Source organism: Nostoc sp. C96 (assembly GCF_059384975.1).
In genome coordinates, this window is the sequence record NZ_CM182020.1 from 2,897,713 (window position 1) to 2,913,070 (window position 15,358).

The 15,358-nt window shown below is 38.6% G+C and carries 17 protein-coding genes; 6 read left to right on the top strand and 11 right to left on the bottom strand.

From position 1 onward, the window contains the following. Positions 1 to 6: 6 nt before the first annotated feature. The 3 genes from AC504W_RS12455 to AC504W_RS12465 all read right to left on the bottom strand — a co-directional run bounded on the left by AC504W_RS12455 (position 7) and on the right by AC504W_RS12465 (position 5,703). Positions 7 to 1,305: a hybrid sensor histidine kinase/response regulator gene (locus tag AC504W_RS12455; RefSeq protein ID WP_494877975.1), complete on the bottom strand. Its 1,299-nt coding sequence runs from the start codon at positions 1,303 to 1,305 to the stop codon at positions 7 to 9. A gap of 390 nt (positions 1,306 to 1,695) precedes the next feature. Next, positions 1,696 to 2,913: a hybrid sensor histidine kinase/response regulator gene (locus tag AC504W_RS12460; RefSeq protein ID WP_494877976.1), complete on the bottom strand. Its 1,218-nt coding sequence runs from the start codon at positions 2,911 to 2,913 to the stop codon at positions 1,696 to 1,698. A 33-nt stretch (positions 2,914 to 2,946) separates the two neighbouring features. Continuing rightward, on the bottom strand, positions 2,947 to 5,703 hold the full coding sequence (locus AC504W_RS12465) for an ATP-binding protein (RefSeq protein WP_494877978.1): 2,757 nt from the start codon (positions 5,701 to 5,703) through the stop codon (positions 2,947 to 2,949). Positions 5,704 to 6,344: 641 nt separating this feature from the next. Here AC504W_RS12465 and AC504W_RS12470 point away from each other — a divergent pair. Next, on the top strand, positions 6,345 to 7,073 hold the full coding sequence (locus tag AC504W_RS12470) for a hypothetical protein (protein ID WP_494877979.1): 729 nt from the start codon (positions 6,345 to 6,347) through the stop codon (positions 7,071 to 7,073). Positions 7,074 to 7,190: 117 nt separating this feature from the next. Here AC504W_RS12470 and AC504W_RS12475 read toward each other — a convergent pair whose 3' ends face one another. The 8 genes from AC504W_RS12475 to AC504W_RS12510 all read right to left on the bottom strand — a co-directional run bounded on the left by AC504W_RS12475 (position 7,191) and on the right by AC504W_RS12510 (position 12,337). Further along, positions 7,191 to 8,654 (bottom strand): YcjF family protein, encoded by a 1,464-nt coding sequence (locus AC504W_RS12475; protein ID WP_494877980.1) that lies wholly within the window; start codon positions 8,652 to 8,654, stop codon positions 7,191 to 7,193. Positions 8,655 to 8,740: 86 nt separating this feature from the next. Then, complete coding sequence (locus AC504W_RS12480; RefSeq protein WP_494879629.1) at positions 8,741 to 10,123, bottom strand: IS110 family transposase; 1,383 nt, start codon at positions 10,121 to 10,123, stop codon at positions 8,741 to 8,743. Positions 10,124 to 10,277: 154 nt separating this feature from the next. Beyond that, positions 10,278 to 10,430 carry a hypothetical protein gene (locus tag AC504W_RS12485; protein WP_494877983.1) on the bottom strand — a complete coding sequence of 51 codons (153 nt, stop codon included), beginning with the start codon at positions 10,428 to 10,430 and terminating at the stop codon, positions 10,278 to 10,280. 11 nt (positions 10,431 to 10,441) lie between these two features. After that, positions 10,442 to 10,699: a hypothetical protein gene (locus AC504W_RS12490; protein WP_494877985.1), complete on the bottom strand. Its 258-nt coding sequence runs from the start codon at positions 10,697 to 10,699 to the stop codon at positions 10,442 to 10,444. Continuing rightward, positions 10,692 to 11,366 (bottom strand): hypothetical protein, encoded by a 675-nt coding sequence (locus AC504W_RS12495; RefSeq protein WP_494877987.1) that lies wholly within the window; start codon positions 11,364 to 11,366, stop codon positions 10,692 to 10,694. Before AC504W_RS12495 ends, AC504W_RS12490 begins: the two co-directional genes overlap by 8 nt. After that, positions 11,363 to 11,611, bottom strand: coding sequence for a hypothetical protein (locus AC504W_RS12500; RefSeq protein WP_494877989.1), 249 nt, complete (start codon positions 11,609 to 11,611; stop codon positions 11,363 to 11,365). The genes AC504W_RS12495 and AC504W_RS12500 overlap by 4 nt, the downstream gene beginning before the upstream one ends. Before the next feature lie 78 nt (positions 11,612 to 11,689). Then, the gene (locus tag AC504W_RS12505; RefSeq protein ID WP_494877990.1) at positions 11,690 to 12,040 is read right to left on the bottom strand and encodes a hypothetical protein; all 351 of its coding nucleotides are present in this window, start codon (positions 12,038 to 12,040) and stop codon (positions 11,690 to 11,692) included. A gap of 117 nt (positions 12,041 to 12,157) precedes the next feature. After that, on the bottom strand, positions 12,158 to 12,337 hold the full coding sequence (locus AC504W_RS12510; protein WP_494876152.1) for a hypothetical protein: 180 nt from the start codon (positions 12,335 to 12,337) through the stop codon (positions 12,158 to 12,160). A gap of 478 nt (positions 12,338 to 12,815) precedes the next feature. Here AC504W_RS12510 and AC504W_RS12515 point away from each other — a divergent pair, with 478 nt between their 5' ends. From AC504W_RS12515 to AC504W_RS12535, 5 genes are all read left to right on the top strand, one after another. Then, complete coding sequence (locus AC504W_RS12515) at positions 12,816 to 13,235, top strand: hypothetical protein (protein WP_494877992.1); 420 nt, start codon at positions 12,816 to 12,818, stop codon at positions 13,233 to 13,235. Positions 13,236 to 13,338: 103 nt separating this feature from the next. After that, positions 13,339 to 13,911 carry a hypothetical protein gene (locus AC504W_RS12520; RefSeq protein WP_494877994.1) on the top strand — a complete coding sequence of 191 codons (573 nt, stop codon included), beginning with the start codon at positions 13,339 to 13,341 and terminating at the stop codon, positions 13,909 to 13,911. 13 nt (positions 13,912 to 13,924) lie between these two features. Then, a complete protein-coding gene (locus AC504W_RS12525) occupies positions 13,925 to 14,134 on the top strand; it encodes a hypothetical protein (RefSeq protein ID WP_494877996.1) in 210 nt (69 codons plus the stop codon). 71 nt (positions 14,135 to 14,205) lie between these two features. Further along, positions 14,206 to 14,841 carry a hypothetical protein gene (locus AC504W_RS12530; RefSeq protein WP_494877998.1) on the top strand — a complete coding sequence of 212 codons (636 nt, stop codon included), beginning with the start codon at positions 14,206 to 14,208 and terminating at the stop codon, positions 14,839 to 14,841. Next, on the top strand, positions 14,838 to 15,254 hold the full coding sequence (locus AC504W_RS12535) for a hypothetical protein (protein ID WP_494878000.1): 417 nt from the start codon (positions 14,838 to 14,840) through the stop codon (positions 15,252 to 15,254). The genes AC504W_RS12530 and AC504W_RS12535 overlap by 4 nt, the downstream gene beginning before the upstream one ends. Positions 15,255 to 15,358: the final 104 nt, after the last annotated feature.

Genomic DNA, 15,358 nt, shown 5'->3' on the forward strand with positions numbered 1-15,358 from the left:
GTCAGCCTAGTGAATTGGAATAGTAATCGTAAATTCTGAACCTTTCCCTGGTACAGAATATACATCCAATTTACCTTTATGTTTTTCCACAATAATTTGATGGGCAATTGATAACCCTAACCCGGTACCTCGACCGAATAATTTGGTCGTAAACAAATGCTCAAATATTTTCTGCTGGATATCAGCAGACATACCAACTCCATTATCTTTAATCTGAATTACAGCATTGTATTTGTCTTCACTTAAGGAAGTTGTAATCCAAATTTGATTAGGATGCTTTTCAATTTCACTATAGCCCCGCCCTATATTAGATTCTTCTAAAGCATCAATGGCATTAGTTAAAATATTCATAAACACTTGATTCAATTGACCGCTAAAGCAAGTTATAGAAGGTAAATTACCATAATTTCTGATAACTTCAATTTCTGGACGAACTTTTGAGGCTTTTAAGCGGTGCTTGAGGATCATAATTGTACTGTCGATACCATTATGAATATTGCAGAATACTTTCCGATCTTTATCAGGACGAGAAAAATTTCGTAGACTAGTACTAATATTGCGAATGCGTTGAACGCCTTCTTTCATCGAAGTAATTAAGTTAGGTAGGTCAGAACGCATATATTCTAAGTCTGTTTCAGCAATTTCTGCTTGAATAGCAGGTACAGGTTCAGGATAGTTTTGTTGATAAAGGTCAATTATTTTAATTAAGTTATTAAAATAATTAGCAGTATGATCAAGATTTCCATGAATACAACTAACTGGATTATTAATTTCGTGAGCAATACCTGTAACTAACTGACCTAAAGCAGACATTTTTTCTTTCTGAATGATTTGGATTTGATACGCTTGTAAGTCTTTTAAAGCTTGGGAAAGTTCAGACGTTCTTTCGGTAACTCTTTGCTCTAAAGTTTTTGTTAAATAACGCAGTTGTAAATGTGTTTTAATTCTGGCTAATACTTCTTCTTTTTGAAATGGTTTAGTAATATAATCAACCGCCCCTAAATTTAGCCCTTTTACCTTAGTTTCTATATCGGAAATTCCAGTCATAAAAATTACTGGGATATCTTGAGTGAGGGGATTTGTCTTTAATTTTTGGCAAGTTTCAAATCCATCGATACCAGGCATCATCACATCCAGTAAAATTAAATCAGGTAATGTGTCCTGGATTTGCTGAAGTGCCTTTTCACCATTTCTCGCTGTAGTGACGACAAATCCAGCAGTGGTCAATGCGTCAGATATAATTTCTAGATTGGTGATAGTATCATCTACTATTAAAATTAAACTATTTTCTGGTAAGTTCAGCATTTGAATGTTTTGGGTTGAGATATTAAAACAGGACTTGATAAGTTGATAGTAGTTGCACGTACAAAAACTCTAGAAGAGTTTGCATCATAATTAAGTAAATATACGGTGAAAAAATTAATATAGCGATAAAGCTTGTACCTACTATTCCCTGTTAATTATTTTTCCCAAACCAGCAGCATCTTTTACTATTACTGTAAAAATTTTCTTCACAAGCTATGTCTTGGCTGAAAATTTCCAACAGCAATAGAAGAATCAGGACTGACTACGAATTGAGTAGTCTAATTTCAGAAATTAAAAAAGGATGAGAATCCAGAATTTTTGGTTGAGTATTATGAACTTTTTCAGCTAGAACCTAAAAATATTGTTTTTTCTATTTAAACTCAGTAGAAATCAGTCATTACCTTGGCGAATAGGAATAGCGATCGCAAATTTAGCGCCTTGTCCCGGTGAAGCATTGACTTCTAAAGAGCCTCCGTGTTTTTCCACAATGATTTCCCGCGCGATCGCTAACCCTAAACCAGTACCTTTACCTAGGGGTTTAGTTGTAAAAAACTGCTCAAACATTCTCTGCTGCACATCAACAGACATACCAATACCATTATCTGCAATCTCAATCAACACAGATTTTTGCTCACTTATCACTGTTGTGTTAATCCAAATAGTTGGAGTTGGCTCACTCCCATTCGATTCTGGCTTTTCTATAGCTTCATCAATAGCGTCAATTGCATTAGCTAAAAGATTCATTAAGACTTGGTTGATTTTTCCTGCATAGCACTCTATTAAAGGTAAGTCGCCGTATTTTTTAACAATCTCAATAGCAGGTCGTGTTGTTGTAGCTTTAATCCGACTGCTTAAAATCACCAAAGTGCTATCAATACCTTCATGTAAGTCAACTAGCTGATATTCTGCGTCATCTAATCGGGAAAATAGACGGAGCGATCGCACAATTTGTTCAACACGATCAGACCCTTTCTTCATTGAAGATAAAAGTTGAGGTAAGTCTTGCTTGAGAAAATCTAGTTCTATTTTTTTAGAGAAATCTTTAATTTCTGTAATCGAAATATTTATATGATTTTCATACAATTCTAGCAATTTTAATAAATCTGCAATATACTTCTCAGCATAAACTAAATTACCAGAGATAAAGTTTACTGGATTATTAATTTCATGAGCAATACCTGCAACTAGTTGTCCTAAAGACGACATTTTTTCTTCTTGCGCTAATTTTAATTGAGTTCGCCGCAGTTCTAAATGGACATTAATTCTCGCTAATACTTCTTCATGCTCAATTGGTTTCGTAATATAGTCTACTGCTCCCAATTGCAACCCCTTAACTTTATTTATCGGCTCGGAAAGTGCCGTCATAAATATAATTGGAATATCTTTCGTTTTTGGGTTGGCTTTCAGAAGGCGACAAGTTTCAAACCCATCCATACCAGGCATCATCACATCTAATAAAATTAAATTAGGTATCGCCTCTTCAACTTTTTCTAAGGCACTTTTGCCATTTTTGGCAACAGAAACTCTATAACCTGCTTGCGTTAATATTTCCAATAAAATTTTGATATTAATTGGTACATCATCAACCACTAAAATTGAGTTATTCATTTTTTGAAATATTGATTAAACAAATTTGATTTTCTATGAGAAATATGGTTTTAGCAGTTCTACAATAGCTTCATCTTCAAACTCTTCTATTAATTTTAAAATTTTATTATTAAAATTTAAATATTTATGATCTAATTTTTGAATGCGATCTACTTCTTCTCGGATGCCCATAACATAACCAGATTTAGCTGCTTGATATAAATTCACTAGTTCCGTTGCAGGAGGAAAGATGATATGATCATTATCATCTGAAGGAATATGCTGATTTGAATTGATATCTTCATAAATCCAATCTAACTTTAAATAAGACTTTATTTGAGTAAATAATTCCTCAGCTTGTACAGGCTTTGGGAGAAAATCATTACAGCCTGCTGCTAAACTTTGTTGGCGATTTAAATTAAATACACTAGCAGAAGAAGCAATAATTACTGTTGCTGCAAATTCTGTGCGTCCACGTAAATCTTGTGTCATTTGCAATCCATTCATTATGGGCATTCCTAAGTCAGTAATAATTAAATCTGGTTTGTACTCTTGTGCTTTACTAATGCCTTCTTTTCCATTGAGAGCTTCAATGACGCAAAATCCAACTGGTTTGAGTAAATTTACAATCACAGCACGATTATCCGCAACATCATCTACAATCAAAATTGTTTTTTGATTTCCTTTGTATCTAATGATGTGATTGCTACCTTTGTCAAGATGTGGAATCGCAGATGATAGATAATCTTTAACTCTTGGGAAATCTATATCAAACCAAAATTTACTACCTTGACCATAGTTGCTTTCTACTTGAATTTTGCTACCCATCAGTTCCACAATTTGGCAGCTGATAGCCAAACCTAAGCCTGTTCCTTCTGCTTTATGATAACTATCTCCTACCTGTTCAAAAGGCAGAAAAATTTTCTGTAATTGCTCTGAGGATATGCCAACTCCTGTATCTTCTATTTGGAATCTGATTGTGTTGAATTGATGCTCTATGTTTCGCACATCACAATTAATTACTTCTATACTCAACTTAACTTCACCATGCTCTGTAAACTTAATAGCATTTCCTAAAAGATTTAATAAGACTTGGCGTAAACGTTTTTCATCTGCATGAATGACAGTAGGTATTAATTCACTGAGTTTATAAATAAAGCTAATATTTTTATGCTCGGCTTTAATCCGACACATATCATATACACCTAGTAAAAAATCATGAAAGTTAAATATATTAGGATATAGTTCTACTTTTTTAGATTCAATTTTCGCAATGTCTAAAATATCATTAATTAACATTAATAGATGAGAACCACAATGATAAATAACTTTGATAGCTTTTTGTTGTTCAGTACTGGCTTTAATATCACGTTGGAGAATCTGTGCATAGCCAAGAATACCATTCAGTGGTGTGCGAAGTTCATGACTCATATTGGCAAGGAATTCGCTTTTTGCTTGATTAGCTGTATCAGCTGCTTCTTTCGCAGTTTTTAGTTCTTTAGTTCTTAATTCAACACGTTTTTCTAGTTCTTGATTGGTTTTGTCTAAAGCTGTAAAAAAATCATTTAATTGTCCTGCCATCTGATTAAATGATTGAGACAAAATACTGAGTTCTTTGACACCAGAAATTTCGACTTTTTGGTCAAGATTGCCAGAGGCGATCGCACTACTAGCCTGAGTCAAATCTAAAATAGGTTGAGTAATCCAACGCGAAGTATAAATTCCCAATATTGTTGTCCCAATCAATGCGCTCACGCACAGCAAAATTGTTGTATGACTATTAGCATTGATTTCTGCCATAAAGTCAGTTTCAGGAACAATCACAATCACTAGCCAATCTAATCCTAGTTTGTCTTGCCAAGGTGTGACTTTCACAAACTGTCGTTCACCATGAAGTTGTAAGGTAAATTGGTGCGTATCCTGAATTTTTTGAAAACTGCCAAAATTTTGTTGTAAATAATCAGCTATACCTTTAATTAAATGACTTTTACTATTAAAGACTGATAGCCTATGTGCTTTACCATAAATCACATTATATGGTTCTTCATTAGTTGAAGAAGCTACTATTAATCCAGACCTTTCTAAAAGAAATACTTTTCCTTGTTTACCGAATTTTAAATTTTTTAAAAAATCACTAATTTGAGTGAGTAATAAATCTACGCTAATTACACCAACAATATTGTTAGAGCCATCATATAGTGGATAACTAGAAGATATGGAAAATATTTCTGGTTTATCTTCCCATTGATAAATTTTGCTCCATACTGGTCTACCTATTCTGACAGCATCTGCGTACCAAGCTTCTACACGCGGATCATAGTCCTTGATTTCTGTTAACTGATTACGATTTCCTTGATTGTCTGTTGTATAAATATAAAGTTTACCAATGCTGCTTGTCTCAGAAACTTCATTAATTAACAGCTGACCATTATCTAAACGTTCAACACCAATAAATTCGCCTTTAGGGTTAGCAAAGCTAATATAGCCAATGTTAAACACTCTCATTTGTTTCCAGAAATAGCGACTTGCAAGATCATAGTCTTGTAAATTCAACATTCCTAGCTTTATGGCCGCTAAATTCACTTGATTAACCTGATGAGGAGTAGCTAAGTATGTATTAAGGTGCTGTTCTACAAGTCCATTCACTTTACTTGTCAACTGATCTGCAAGGTCATTAACGGCTTTTTGACCGTTTCTAAACGATAAATAACCTACTAGACTAACTGCGGCAAAAGTTTGCAAAACAAAGGGGACAATCAGAATCAGCCGCAAAGACAACTTTGAAGAATGCAAAATCCTAAAATGCTTCATCGTTTTCCCAATGGAGATAACTTTAAACTACATACCTATAATTAGTTTGCCCATTATCTTAGTCTTAATATCATCAGTCATGAATAGCTAATAGCGAATACTACGTAAATTTTCAATAGAAACATAATAAATTCATGAAGAAATTTTTTATGTCTAGATATCTTGAAGTACAGCAAATAGCAAGCGTATTTCTCAGGTAATTCACTAAATTAATATCAAATATATATCTGGAGAAGGATTTTATTTTGATTGAATATAATCACATATATTTTTTTTAGTAAAAAGCTTAGAATGTTAAAATAAACAAACTGAAGTATCTTCAAACCTATGGATCTCAAAAAAATAAATTAAAGTTAATTTTCCTTATTTAGACAAATTGGGAAAATAAAAGTTGAGTCTCAAGTTTAAAAAGTTGGATAGATGACTGATATCAATTGACCAAAAATTTTTCGCGTGACTGACGAAATTTCACTACAACAAATATCCTTGGTGTCAAGCTAACCTTACCAAAATAACCTTTTGCATATATCTCTGCGATGAAGGGTATAGATGCAAATGGGTTGTATTGCTCTATTTTTTAATTCTATTGCAATAGCAATGGAACGTTAATATTGCTCGTAATTAACATTAGGACTGAAAATATGCAGCAGGTTTTGGCATTAATTGAAACCAAAAAGCAAGATTTTGCTAAGTTGCCTTTATTTTCTTTTATGCAAAATAAAAGCATACATCCTAGAGACAGACTCAGTTTTGCTCCAATCATTATTCCCTTAGCTATGGGTTTTGGGGAATTATGCAATTATGTTTTTCGAGAAGAACCAACAACTAACAAAATTCAAGCTTTACTAAATCAACATACCTATGAAGAACATTTTCATTGGCAATGGCTGTTAGAAGATATAGAAAAGCTGGAGCTTCATCATTGTTCCAAACTAACGGATGCAATGTTATTTAGTTTTGGTGAGGCAACTTTAAAATCACGCATGGTTTGTTATCAAATATATCATCATACTTTTCAGGCAGACCCTATCTTTAAGTTTGTAGCAATGCAGGTAGCTGAAGTTACAGCAAATGTTTTTTTTAACATCTCACAGCCAGTAGCTTTAGAACTTCAAGAAATTACAGGTCAAGACTATCGTTATTTTGGTATGCGTCATTTGCATGAAGAAGAACATCACCACATGAATACGCCAACTATTGTGAGTTTCTTTCAACAATTAGAACTGAGCGATGAGCAAAGACAGCAAGCTATAACAATAGTAGAGTTAACATTTGAAGCTTATACAGAAGCCATGAATTCATGTATGGATTTTGTCTATAAGCAAAATTCAACATGGAATACTAAGATTTTTGCAGAGTCCGTTAATTAGCAGAATGATTTTATTCTGCAATTAGCGTTAAGAACTTGTGGTGTAGTCAGAAATTAAATTTTTCAGGAAAAAGGAAATAGTTAAATAATAACTATTTCCTTTTTCGTAATCTTCCACTTAACCAATAGGCTTCTCAACACTAACGAGTTCCATCTGCGGTGTTTGTGGCAATAAACGTTTCACGCCGTGGTTAACAAAACCTTGTAGAAAAACCATCTGCTGATTTTGCTGAAACACTTTTTTTAAGGTTTGGCGCAATTTTTCGAGATTTAAAGCAGTTCCCGAATCTAATGCTATTTCTTGCTGCTCAAAATACTCAACTAGACTCAATCCTGCTACTCTGGTGAGATAAGCAGCACTAACACCTTGCACTAAACCACCAGCAACAAAGGTAATGGCGTTACTCTTAAGAACAGTACTCACGGCTTTTGTTGAAAGTTCTACTAAACCTAGTTTCAGCATCAAACTTCCCATTGTGCCAGCTACGGTTTGTGCCTGTTCTAGAGATAATTTCTGCTGATAAATATTACCTAAGTCGATTACCATCTGGGCATTAATTGCCGCAGTCGCCAGTATATCTAATGCTGGTACTGGGTTAGCAAAGGCTGTAGCCGCAGCTATCCATTGATATTGTTCAATAACTGGAGTAGCGCGATCGCATCTGGTTTTATTTAACCAGTTTTTAGCTTCAGCTTTCAGCGCTAAAGCTGTTCTCATTGTGGTTGTCCAAACTAACTTTTGCCCTTGCTGTGCTAAAACAGCATTTAATTGCTGGGTTAGTTGTGCCGTATCTGGTGCTGGCTGTTCCATCCATTCTTGTACAGAACCATCATTTTCATGTTTCCGCACTTTTATGGGAATAGGGGATACCGCCGTAGCTACTACATAGCCTGGTATTCTTTGTTGTAACGACAGCAAAACACTAGCGCGTTCATCAGCTAAATACTGGTCTTGTTTGTTAAAAACCAGAATTATAGACTGATTAGCAGCTTTTAACTGTTGTAAGGTTTGGAATTCTGTTTCAGTTAAGTCACCATTGGTTAAAAACAGGACAACATCAGATTTTGATACTTCTGCCAAAACTGCTGTATCTGACTTGTCAGTTGTTTCTCTAAACAAAGGTGCTGTCTCTTGAAAGTGGAATTGGGGCTGTTTTTCTTGCCAACCACTAGACTTCAACACTTGAATTAAAGTGCTTTTACCAACAGCTTTACCACCAGTAACAGCAATTTTAATTTCTTGTCTGTCTAACTCCGAGGATAAGTAAGCTAATTGTTCTCGCAGTGTATTTAAGGATATATGGTTTTCTGCTTCTTGTGCGAGTTGGTTAATGACTGTTTCAGCTTTGGCGATCGCACTTTCTGCTGTTGCCCGATCTACAGGTGTACAATCTAGTTGTTCTAAACTGACTTTTGGGCGATTTTGCTGCCATAACCACAAGCCACCACCAACAGCCAGGGTACTCAATAAACCAAATTCACCTAGCTGTACGATGGAATCATGCCAACTTTGTAGCATCCAAAGGGAAAAGGAAAGTCCTAATCCTCCCACTAAAATAGGTCGTTCTAATTTCACAACCATTATTCTCCGCGCTTTTTGGAAGGTTTTACTTCACTCTAGCTTAATAACTAATGATTTAAAACTCCCCAATAAGGGGAGCAGTAAGCCTACTTTATAGCCTGTTTTAGTTCTTTGAACAACAGCCTTAGACCGTAAGCAGAAGTTTGAGCAATGATTAAGTTTCCAAAACCCCGTTTGATTTCCCTTTCTTTGACAGATGAAGCTTTACCAGCAAGGGACTGATCAAGTGACAATTGCATATTTTGTAATGTCAAATTCAACACAGCTTCAATTTGTGGTTGCTGTTCTTTGGGAAGCATAGGCAATAAACTCTCTTTTAGCGATCGCTTGAGTTCATCCATTGCTTTTTTCTGTGCTTTGGCCAAAGCTTTCTGCTTCCAAAGTTCTGGGTTATTTTGAAATTGATTTTTACGATCATCGTAAAACTCGCCCAATTTTTGACCGATGTCATTTTTTGGCCTGGCGTGTTCTGGGGCAATGCGATTTAGTATCCACAAGTACAGCTGCACCCTGCATAGTTTTGATCCACCAGTTTTGTAAGCTTCCTTATCCCCGCTGCTTTCTTCATCCTTGGCCATACCCAGCCGCCGCTTGAACCTCCCAAGAGATTCAAACTTTGTAATCGGGTAGATTTGGGAAATAAATAGTGCCTGTTGGCGATCGCCAATTCCAAACCTAGTCATTACCTTTCGGTAAGGCATAAACTCAGGCTCATTAAGCATTTCCAGGATTTCAGCCGTTATCTTATTTTCCCAATCACGTAAATCACAAATCAGATTTGCCAGGGTACGGGAAAAATCAGAGATATCTACCCCGTACTTTGGAGCAATGGATTTAGCATAGAGACGGTCATAATAACCAGTCTTACGTTTCATTTCCCTTTCTCGTCCAGCAAGCCAAGCCCACAAGGGAACCATGCCATCATCAGCAGGTCTGCTATTTGATAGTGCTGCTTCAGGAAACTCTTTAGCTAGTTGCTGACGCACACGATTAATCGGTGCTGATTGTATACGGTTAATTGACTGCAATTGCAACCAAGCTTCTCTTAACCGCGCCACATTTCCAGCATTGAAATGAAGAAAAAATTCTTCATTCTGCCAGTGGGTAAAACTGTATAAAGCAAGAGCCGCAGCATCAGCTTGGTCATTTTTATCAGGTAGTTTATTTTCTATCCTGAAATGCTTTACTTCCGCGTGACCAACCCAACGTACTTCTATACCTTCAATATTGCAAATGTGCGCCCAAATCCAACTGTAATGAATGCCAGTTGGTTCAAGAATAATTGCATCTGGTTTGAGTTCTAAAAGCCCGTTAATACCGGACATTTCCGCTTTAAAAGTTAGCGGGTCATTATCCCTTGGTCGCTTGTTTTTTCTGAAGTATTCCCGAAAATTTTTAGGAACACTGTTAGTATCAAGCAGCCAAGCAACGACGCTGTTTTTACACACGTCTAAGCCTAATATTCTCATTTCAAGGTACAGTAATTGGGTATTTATTTGCAGCAAAAACCGTGCTAAAATGAGTCACGAATCACCCAAATTAGTGTAACAATTCACTCTTAAACTCAAGCACGGTGGAAATAATTAACAGCAGTGGATTCATGAAGTAAAGAAACCTTTGGGGTCACTTCAGAATAAAAATCCGTGCTGCTGTGTTATTTCCCTCTGCTACCGCAGAGGCGGGTGAATTGCGCGACTCAACCCGCGACGCTGGCATTACTGCCAGCGTTTCGGCTACTGAGTCAGGGTAGCCATTGACTGTTAGGAACAGCCTCATCAGGCGGTTATTTATTCGTTATCATTAATATCTTCATCCTCATCAGGAATATCGATATATGTATCGCTTAAAATCCCAATAATTGCATCTAAATCATTGTTGATTCCTTGGTCTATTGCGGTGGATGAATATTCAAGTGGAGCAATTTCAGCAACTAATTTATCTAAATGATTTTTGGCTTTGAATAGTTTGTGCCAAATTATGTAGTAATCCCAAGTTGGATCTGGTTGGGGAATATTATTAGTTGTTGGTGGATTTTCACTACTCATAAACTTCATCATCCTCAAATTCTTCGTCATCAAATCCAACAAGTGAGTAGGTATTATTAGGGTCAATGGCGTTAAGAGCATCAACCATTGCTCGTCCCGTTAAGACATCAAACACTGAGTAATTACCATCAGCCAAAAATTGATTGACTCGGTGCATTTTCATGCGTTCTTCTAGTTCAGGTGTTCTTAACCTGGGGTCAATGTCCTCAATGCTGTTGATTGGCGGGGGGACTTCATCACCCTCAATCCATCGTTCGTGCTGGCTGTTGTAAAAATCGCGCCAAGCTTTAGCTGATGGTGGTTGTGGTGCAGTTTCAAAAAAATCAGCGAGTTCTGTTTGTCGCTGGAAGCCTTCGGGGCCACATTCCATTGACTCAATCCAGCTATGAGTTAGGCTAAAGCCACCACAGGCTACAGCTTCGGCGGCGACATCATTAGCATCAGCATTCCTGACTGCGGCTGTTAATTGTGCAATTGCTTGAGCTTGAACACTGCTCAACCGCTCCAAATCGACAATCCACATGGCAATTTGTTCGTTATTAAAACCGGTGACTCGCTCCAGGGGGAACGGGTCACGCATGGGAATCATGCCATCGGGGAAGAGTTGCATGATTGGTTCGTAAGGGTTTCCTCTTTTGAGTTTTACCCAGGTGTCATGTTTGGTCATGATGTTAACCTCCGGTTTTTGGTGCGGTAGTTACACTCGCAGCGTTGGGCTGCTTCTTGTAATGCTGAGAGAATGGCTTGAGCATTTTCACCATGAAAAACTTGAGTGTCGCCGTTGTGCCAAACGACAACAATTGTTTGGCCGTCATCGTCATCCATAACTTGCCGGACTTGGGCGAGATTTAACCAGCCGGCTGAGGGTGTTTTGCAGGTAAACACAGATGGGGTGCTGATTATGGTGTGCATGGTAGACTTACATCTGGTACAAATTCCGCGATCGCAGCGGCTTACTTCTACTCACTGCGATCGCATCAAAAATGAGCGTTAGAAACTGTCAGGAGTATCAGTATTTGGGGGCGTTGCAGTTGCCCCAGCATCAAAAGGGATGTGTGGGTTCTCCGGCTCATCCTTGAGTTTGCCAAGTTGCTTGAGTTCGTATTTAAGGTTGGTAACTTGTTCGGCTAAACGTTCTTTGTCGGCTTCCAACTTCAACATTTGCCGTTGATACTCACTGTTGACCGATTCTCGGATTTTGCGCTCGACTGTATCGGCCAGTTGTGAGATGGCCTCTTCTGGGTCTTCACCCTCGGTCACTTCGGCAAACAAGGCCATTTTTTTATTTTCGTAGTTCCCTAGGTTGAGAACTCGCTCGTAACTAATAGTTTTGATTTGCATAAGTTTGTGATATTTTTTACTAGTCCAGAAGTAGTGAATCGATTTTTAAAGGCGATGGCTTTGCCAACGCCAGGGGCGAACGCATTTCCTGAGTGCAATCGCCTTTTGCAATGCCGGCTATCCTTTAACCTCCGCGGCCTGATCAAAAGCCACTACAAAATTGCCGGAAGACAGCCGGGATAAGATGCTCATGTAAGCATCGGCATCTGGACGAGTGCGAAATCTAGCAACGCAGATATTACCTGTGGTACGACAGTTGAAAACTGCCCACGGTCTAAGGTCGGTGCGATAACTCATAATGTAAAATCCAAATTTTTGAAGAAAGCCAGCACAAACTAAACACAAGTGCTTGTGCTGGTGTGGGACATTACGTATCAAAGAAGCTCAAGGGAATCGCCAGTGAGGTGTAGCACTGGCGAACAGTGGAAAACCTTATAATTTTCGGTTACTTGTATTTGAGTTTTTCGTCTAAATTTATACCTCCAGCTAAATGACATGACTGTATAGGTGCAACTGTGAAGTGTGAAGTGAAGCACCAAAGAATTTCTGTGTGAATTGTGAGTTTTAGGTTGTTTCCGCTGCGGTGGCAATTCGCCTATGTGCTGCGGTGGTGGCTCCTGATGTTGCCCTCACGGGCATAAAAGCAATGTGAGGGGGGAGCGATTTATTTTCATACGTGAAAAACGCATAGCTTTATTTTTCACGTATGATATATTCTTGTCAAGAGGTAACGGGAATAAATCACGTATAGAAAAATAAATCACGTATAATTGGCATGAAAAGTAAAGTAATAAACGATGGGAAGAGCCAGAAAGGTAGATCAGTCAGAGGAACTGGTGAATGCAACAGTCCGCATTCCGACCGAGGACTGGGAAAAAATAAACCAGAAAGCGAAGGAGATGGGCATGACCAGGACAGATTTATTCAGGGCGATAGCTCAGGAGAAAATCTATTTAGTAGAATCGAAACCCTTATCACAGGAGCAGATTTTAATCCTGGAAAAGTGCTAGAAGCCGTTCGCCTAATTAGGGAAACGCATCTATCCTATGTACGCGCACACAAGCGGCGGCTTAAAACCAGACTGGATGAGGCTGAAGAGAATGAAGCTGATTTTACAAAATCCTGTGACCTGCTAGAGCAGAAAATCCAGGGTTTTATGGATAAAACGGAAACAGTATCAGAAACCGAAGATTAAACCGTCTTTTGCCTATGAGGTGAGGACGGTTTTTTAATGCGATCGCGTTTGTTGGTGCTGCTGTGTTGTGCGATTGCCAATTCAATCAATCTTAGGTTTGCTTATGTCTAAACACAACAAATACGGGTATCTTCTGATGCTTGCACCGAGTCTACCCGTAGATGCTGGATTGATAACCTATTCAATCCAAGTTCATGCCAAATTTAACCGATTTGAAGAAAAAATTACTAGAGGTACACGAGATGCAGCTGCAAATTGCCAAGAAAAAAGCTGCTCTCATAGAAACACAATCAGCACTGGAAAAACAGATGCGAGATGTATCTCAGAAACAATCCAATCTGGACAGGTTGATGCAGCAGACACGGCAGATGGAGCTATCGCTGCAACAACAAATAAACAAGGAACAGCCAAAGAGAGAAACACAAATAAATTCAGTAAGTTACAAACCTGCAAACAAGAAACTCCAACAAGAGTTACTGACTTTGCTACACGGCAACATGGAAATTGCCTCTCGGTTACTACAACAACAACAGAATCTCAATCCAGGGTATTCAGCCGACTGGTATTTAGAGAAAGTAATACACGACTTGAAACGCGATCGCCAATAACCAAGCAACTGCGATCGCACTCAGCACTCAGCACAAAAGTTGAGCGATCGCAGTTGACTAATGACTAACGACTAATGACCAATGACCAAATGTAAACACTTACGCAGACGTGGCAACGCCAAACTCTGTGATAATCCACCCGTTTTCGAGCTAAGGTGTTCAACCTGCCCTTACAATCCTCACCGGGAATTTGGGACAAACGTAGACTACGACGAAGAAGATGGACTGTGCTACCTTGACCGCACCTCACCGAACGACTACGAAGCTGAACCAATTTGGTGGACTTGGTAAAACACCCATCAATTTTTAAAAACTAAAAACCACCCCGCGCGGAGTGGCTTGGATTTCTACCTAACCGAATTATGCCAGGAAATCAAACATTACAAAAGCTCCAATGGACGGAGCAACACGACGCATTCTGCCTAGAAAACAAAATTGTCCCCGCCGCCAAACTTCTGTGGCAGTGGCTAGTACGCCAGGGAACTGCTGAAGAAACAGAACCAGACTTAGCCGAATTCAACGAATGGGTAACTAAACACCGGGGCAAAGGCTACACCAGACCAACACTCAAAAATGCCCTAGCCCAACTCGTTGACTTGAGAGTAGTGCAGCTAGTCAAACAATTTACGTGGCGAATTGTCCGAATAGTTACAAGACCTCTGGAATGGCTCAAGCCGAAAAAAAATTATCAAAACCGTCAAGAAAATTTCACTTCACAACCCTCAAACCCGCAATCAGTCGAAGACGAGGTTAACAGCAGCAGCAATTCTTCTACTAGTGCAGCCGCGAAAGGGGAGATACTCGCAGTTTGTTCTGAGGCAGGTATTTTTTATCACCCAGAGAAACCCGCCAAAATCTTTAATTACTCCCTTGATGATGTACTGGCCGCCATTGGCGTTTACAAAATCCGCAGCGCCGCGGAGCAAATAATTAATCCTCCCGGCTGGTTAATCAACTGCTTGGAGTGGCGTTACTGGGAAGTTTGGGGTGAGTTATGAAACGACAATTGTCACTATTTGACTTAGAACAGTTCACAGCACCACCAGTAATTAAGAGTGCAAAAGATGACAGTTGGGATGCAGCCGAAACCGTAACAAACACTGTTCTGGAGCAAACATCTAATACTGAAAAACCTGATTCTAATGTTCTGGAGCAAGCAACAACTGACACAAATAAATCTGCTCCAGAACAGTCACACTGGGTAGAAAAGTACACCGTAACTAGATACGGCACAGAACATTACTATTACCGTTACCTGTGGATGGAGGGACGGAAACTGCACCATATTCATATTCCCGGCGGCAATATCAAAAGTGCGATCGCCATTGGCAGAAAACAGCACATCGAGGAGGCCATAGCCGATGGTCAATCACCCGCCGACATTGAAAAACTAATTCGCTCCTGGCGCTAAGTCTCCTATACTCCTAGTGTCAAGCATTCTCAATAAGGTAGTTTGGGCGATCGCCATTTTTTAGGAAGCTGCTGTCCATACTGAAAGTATTGATTTTTCGTTGC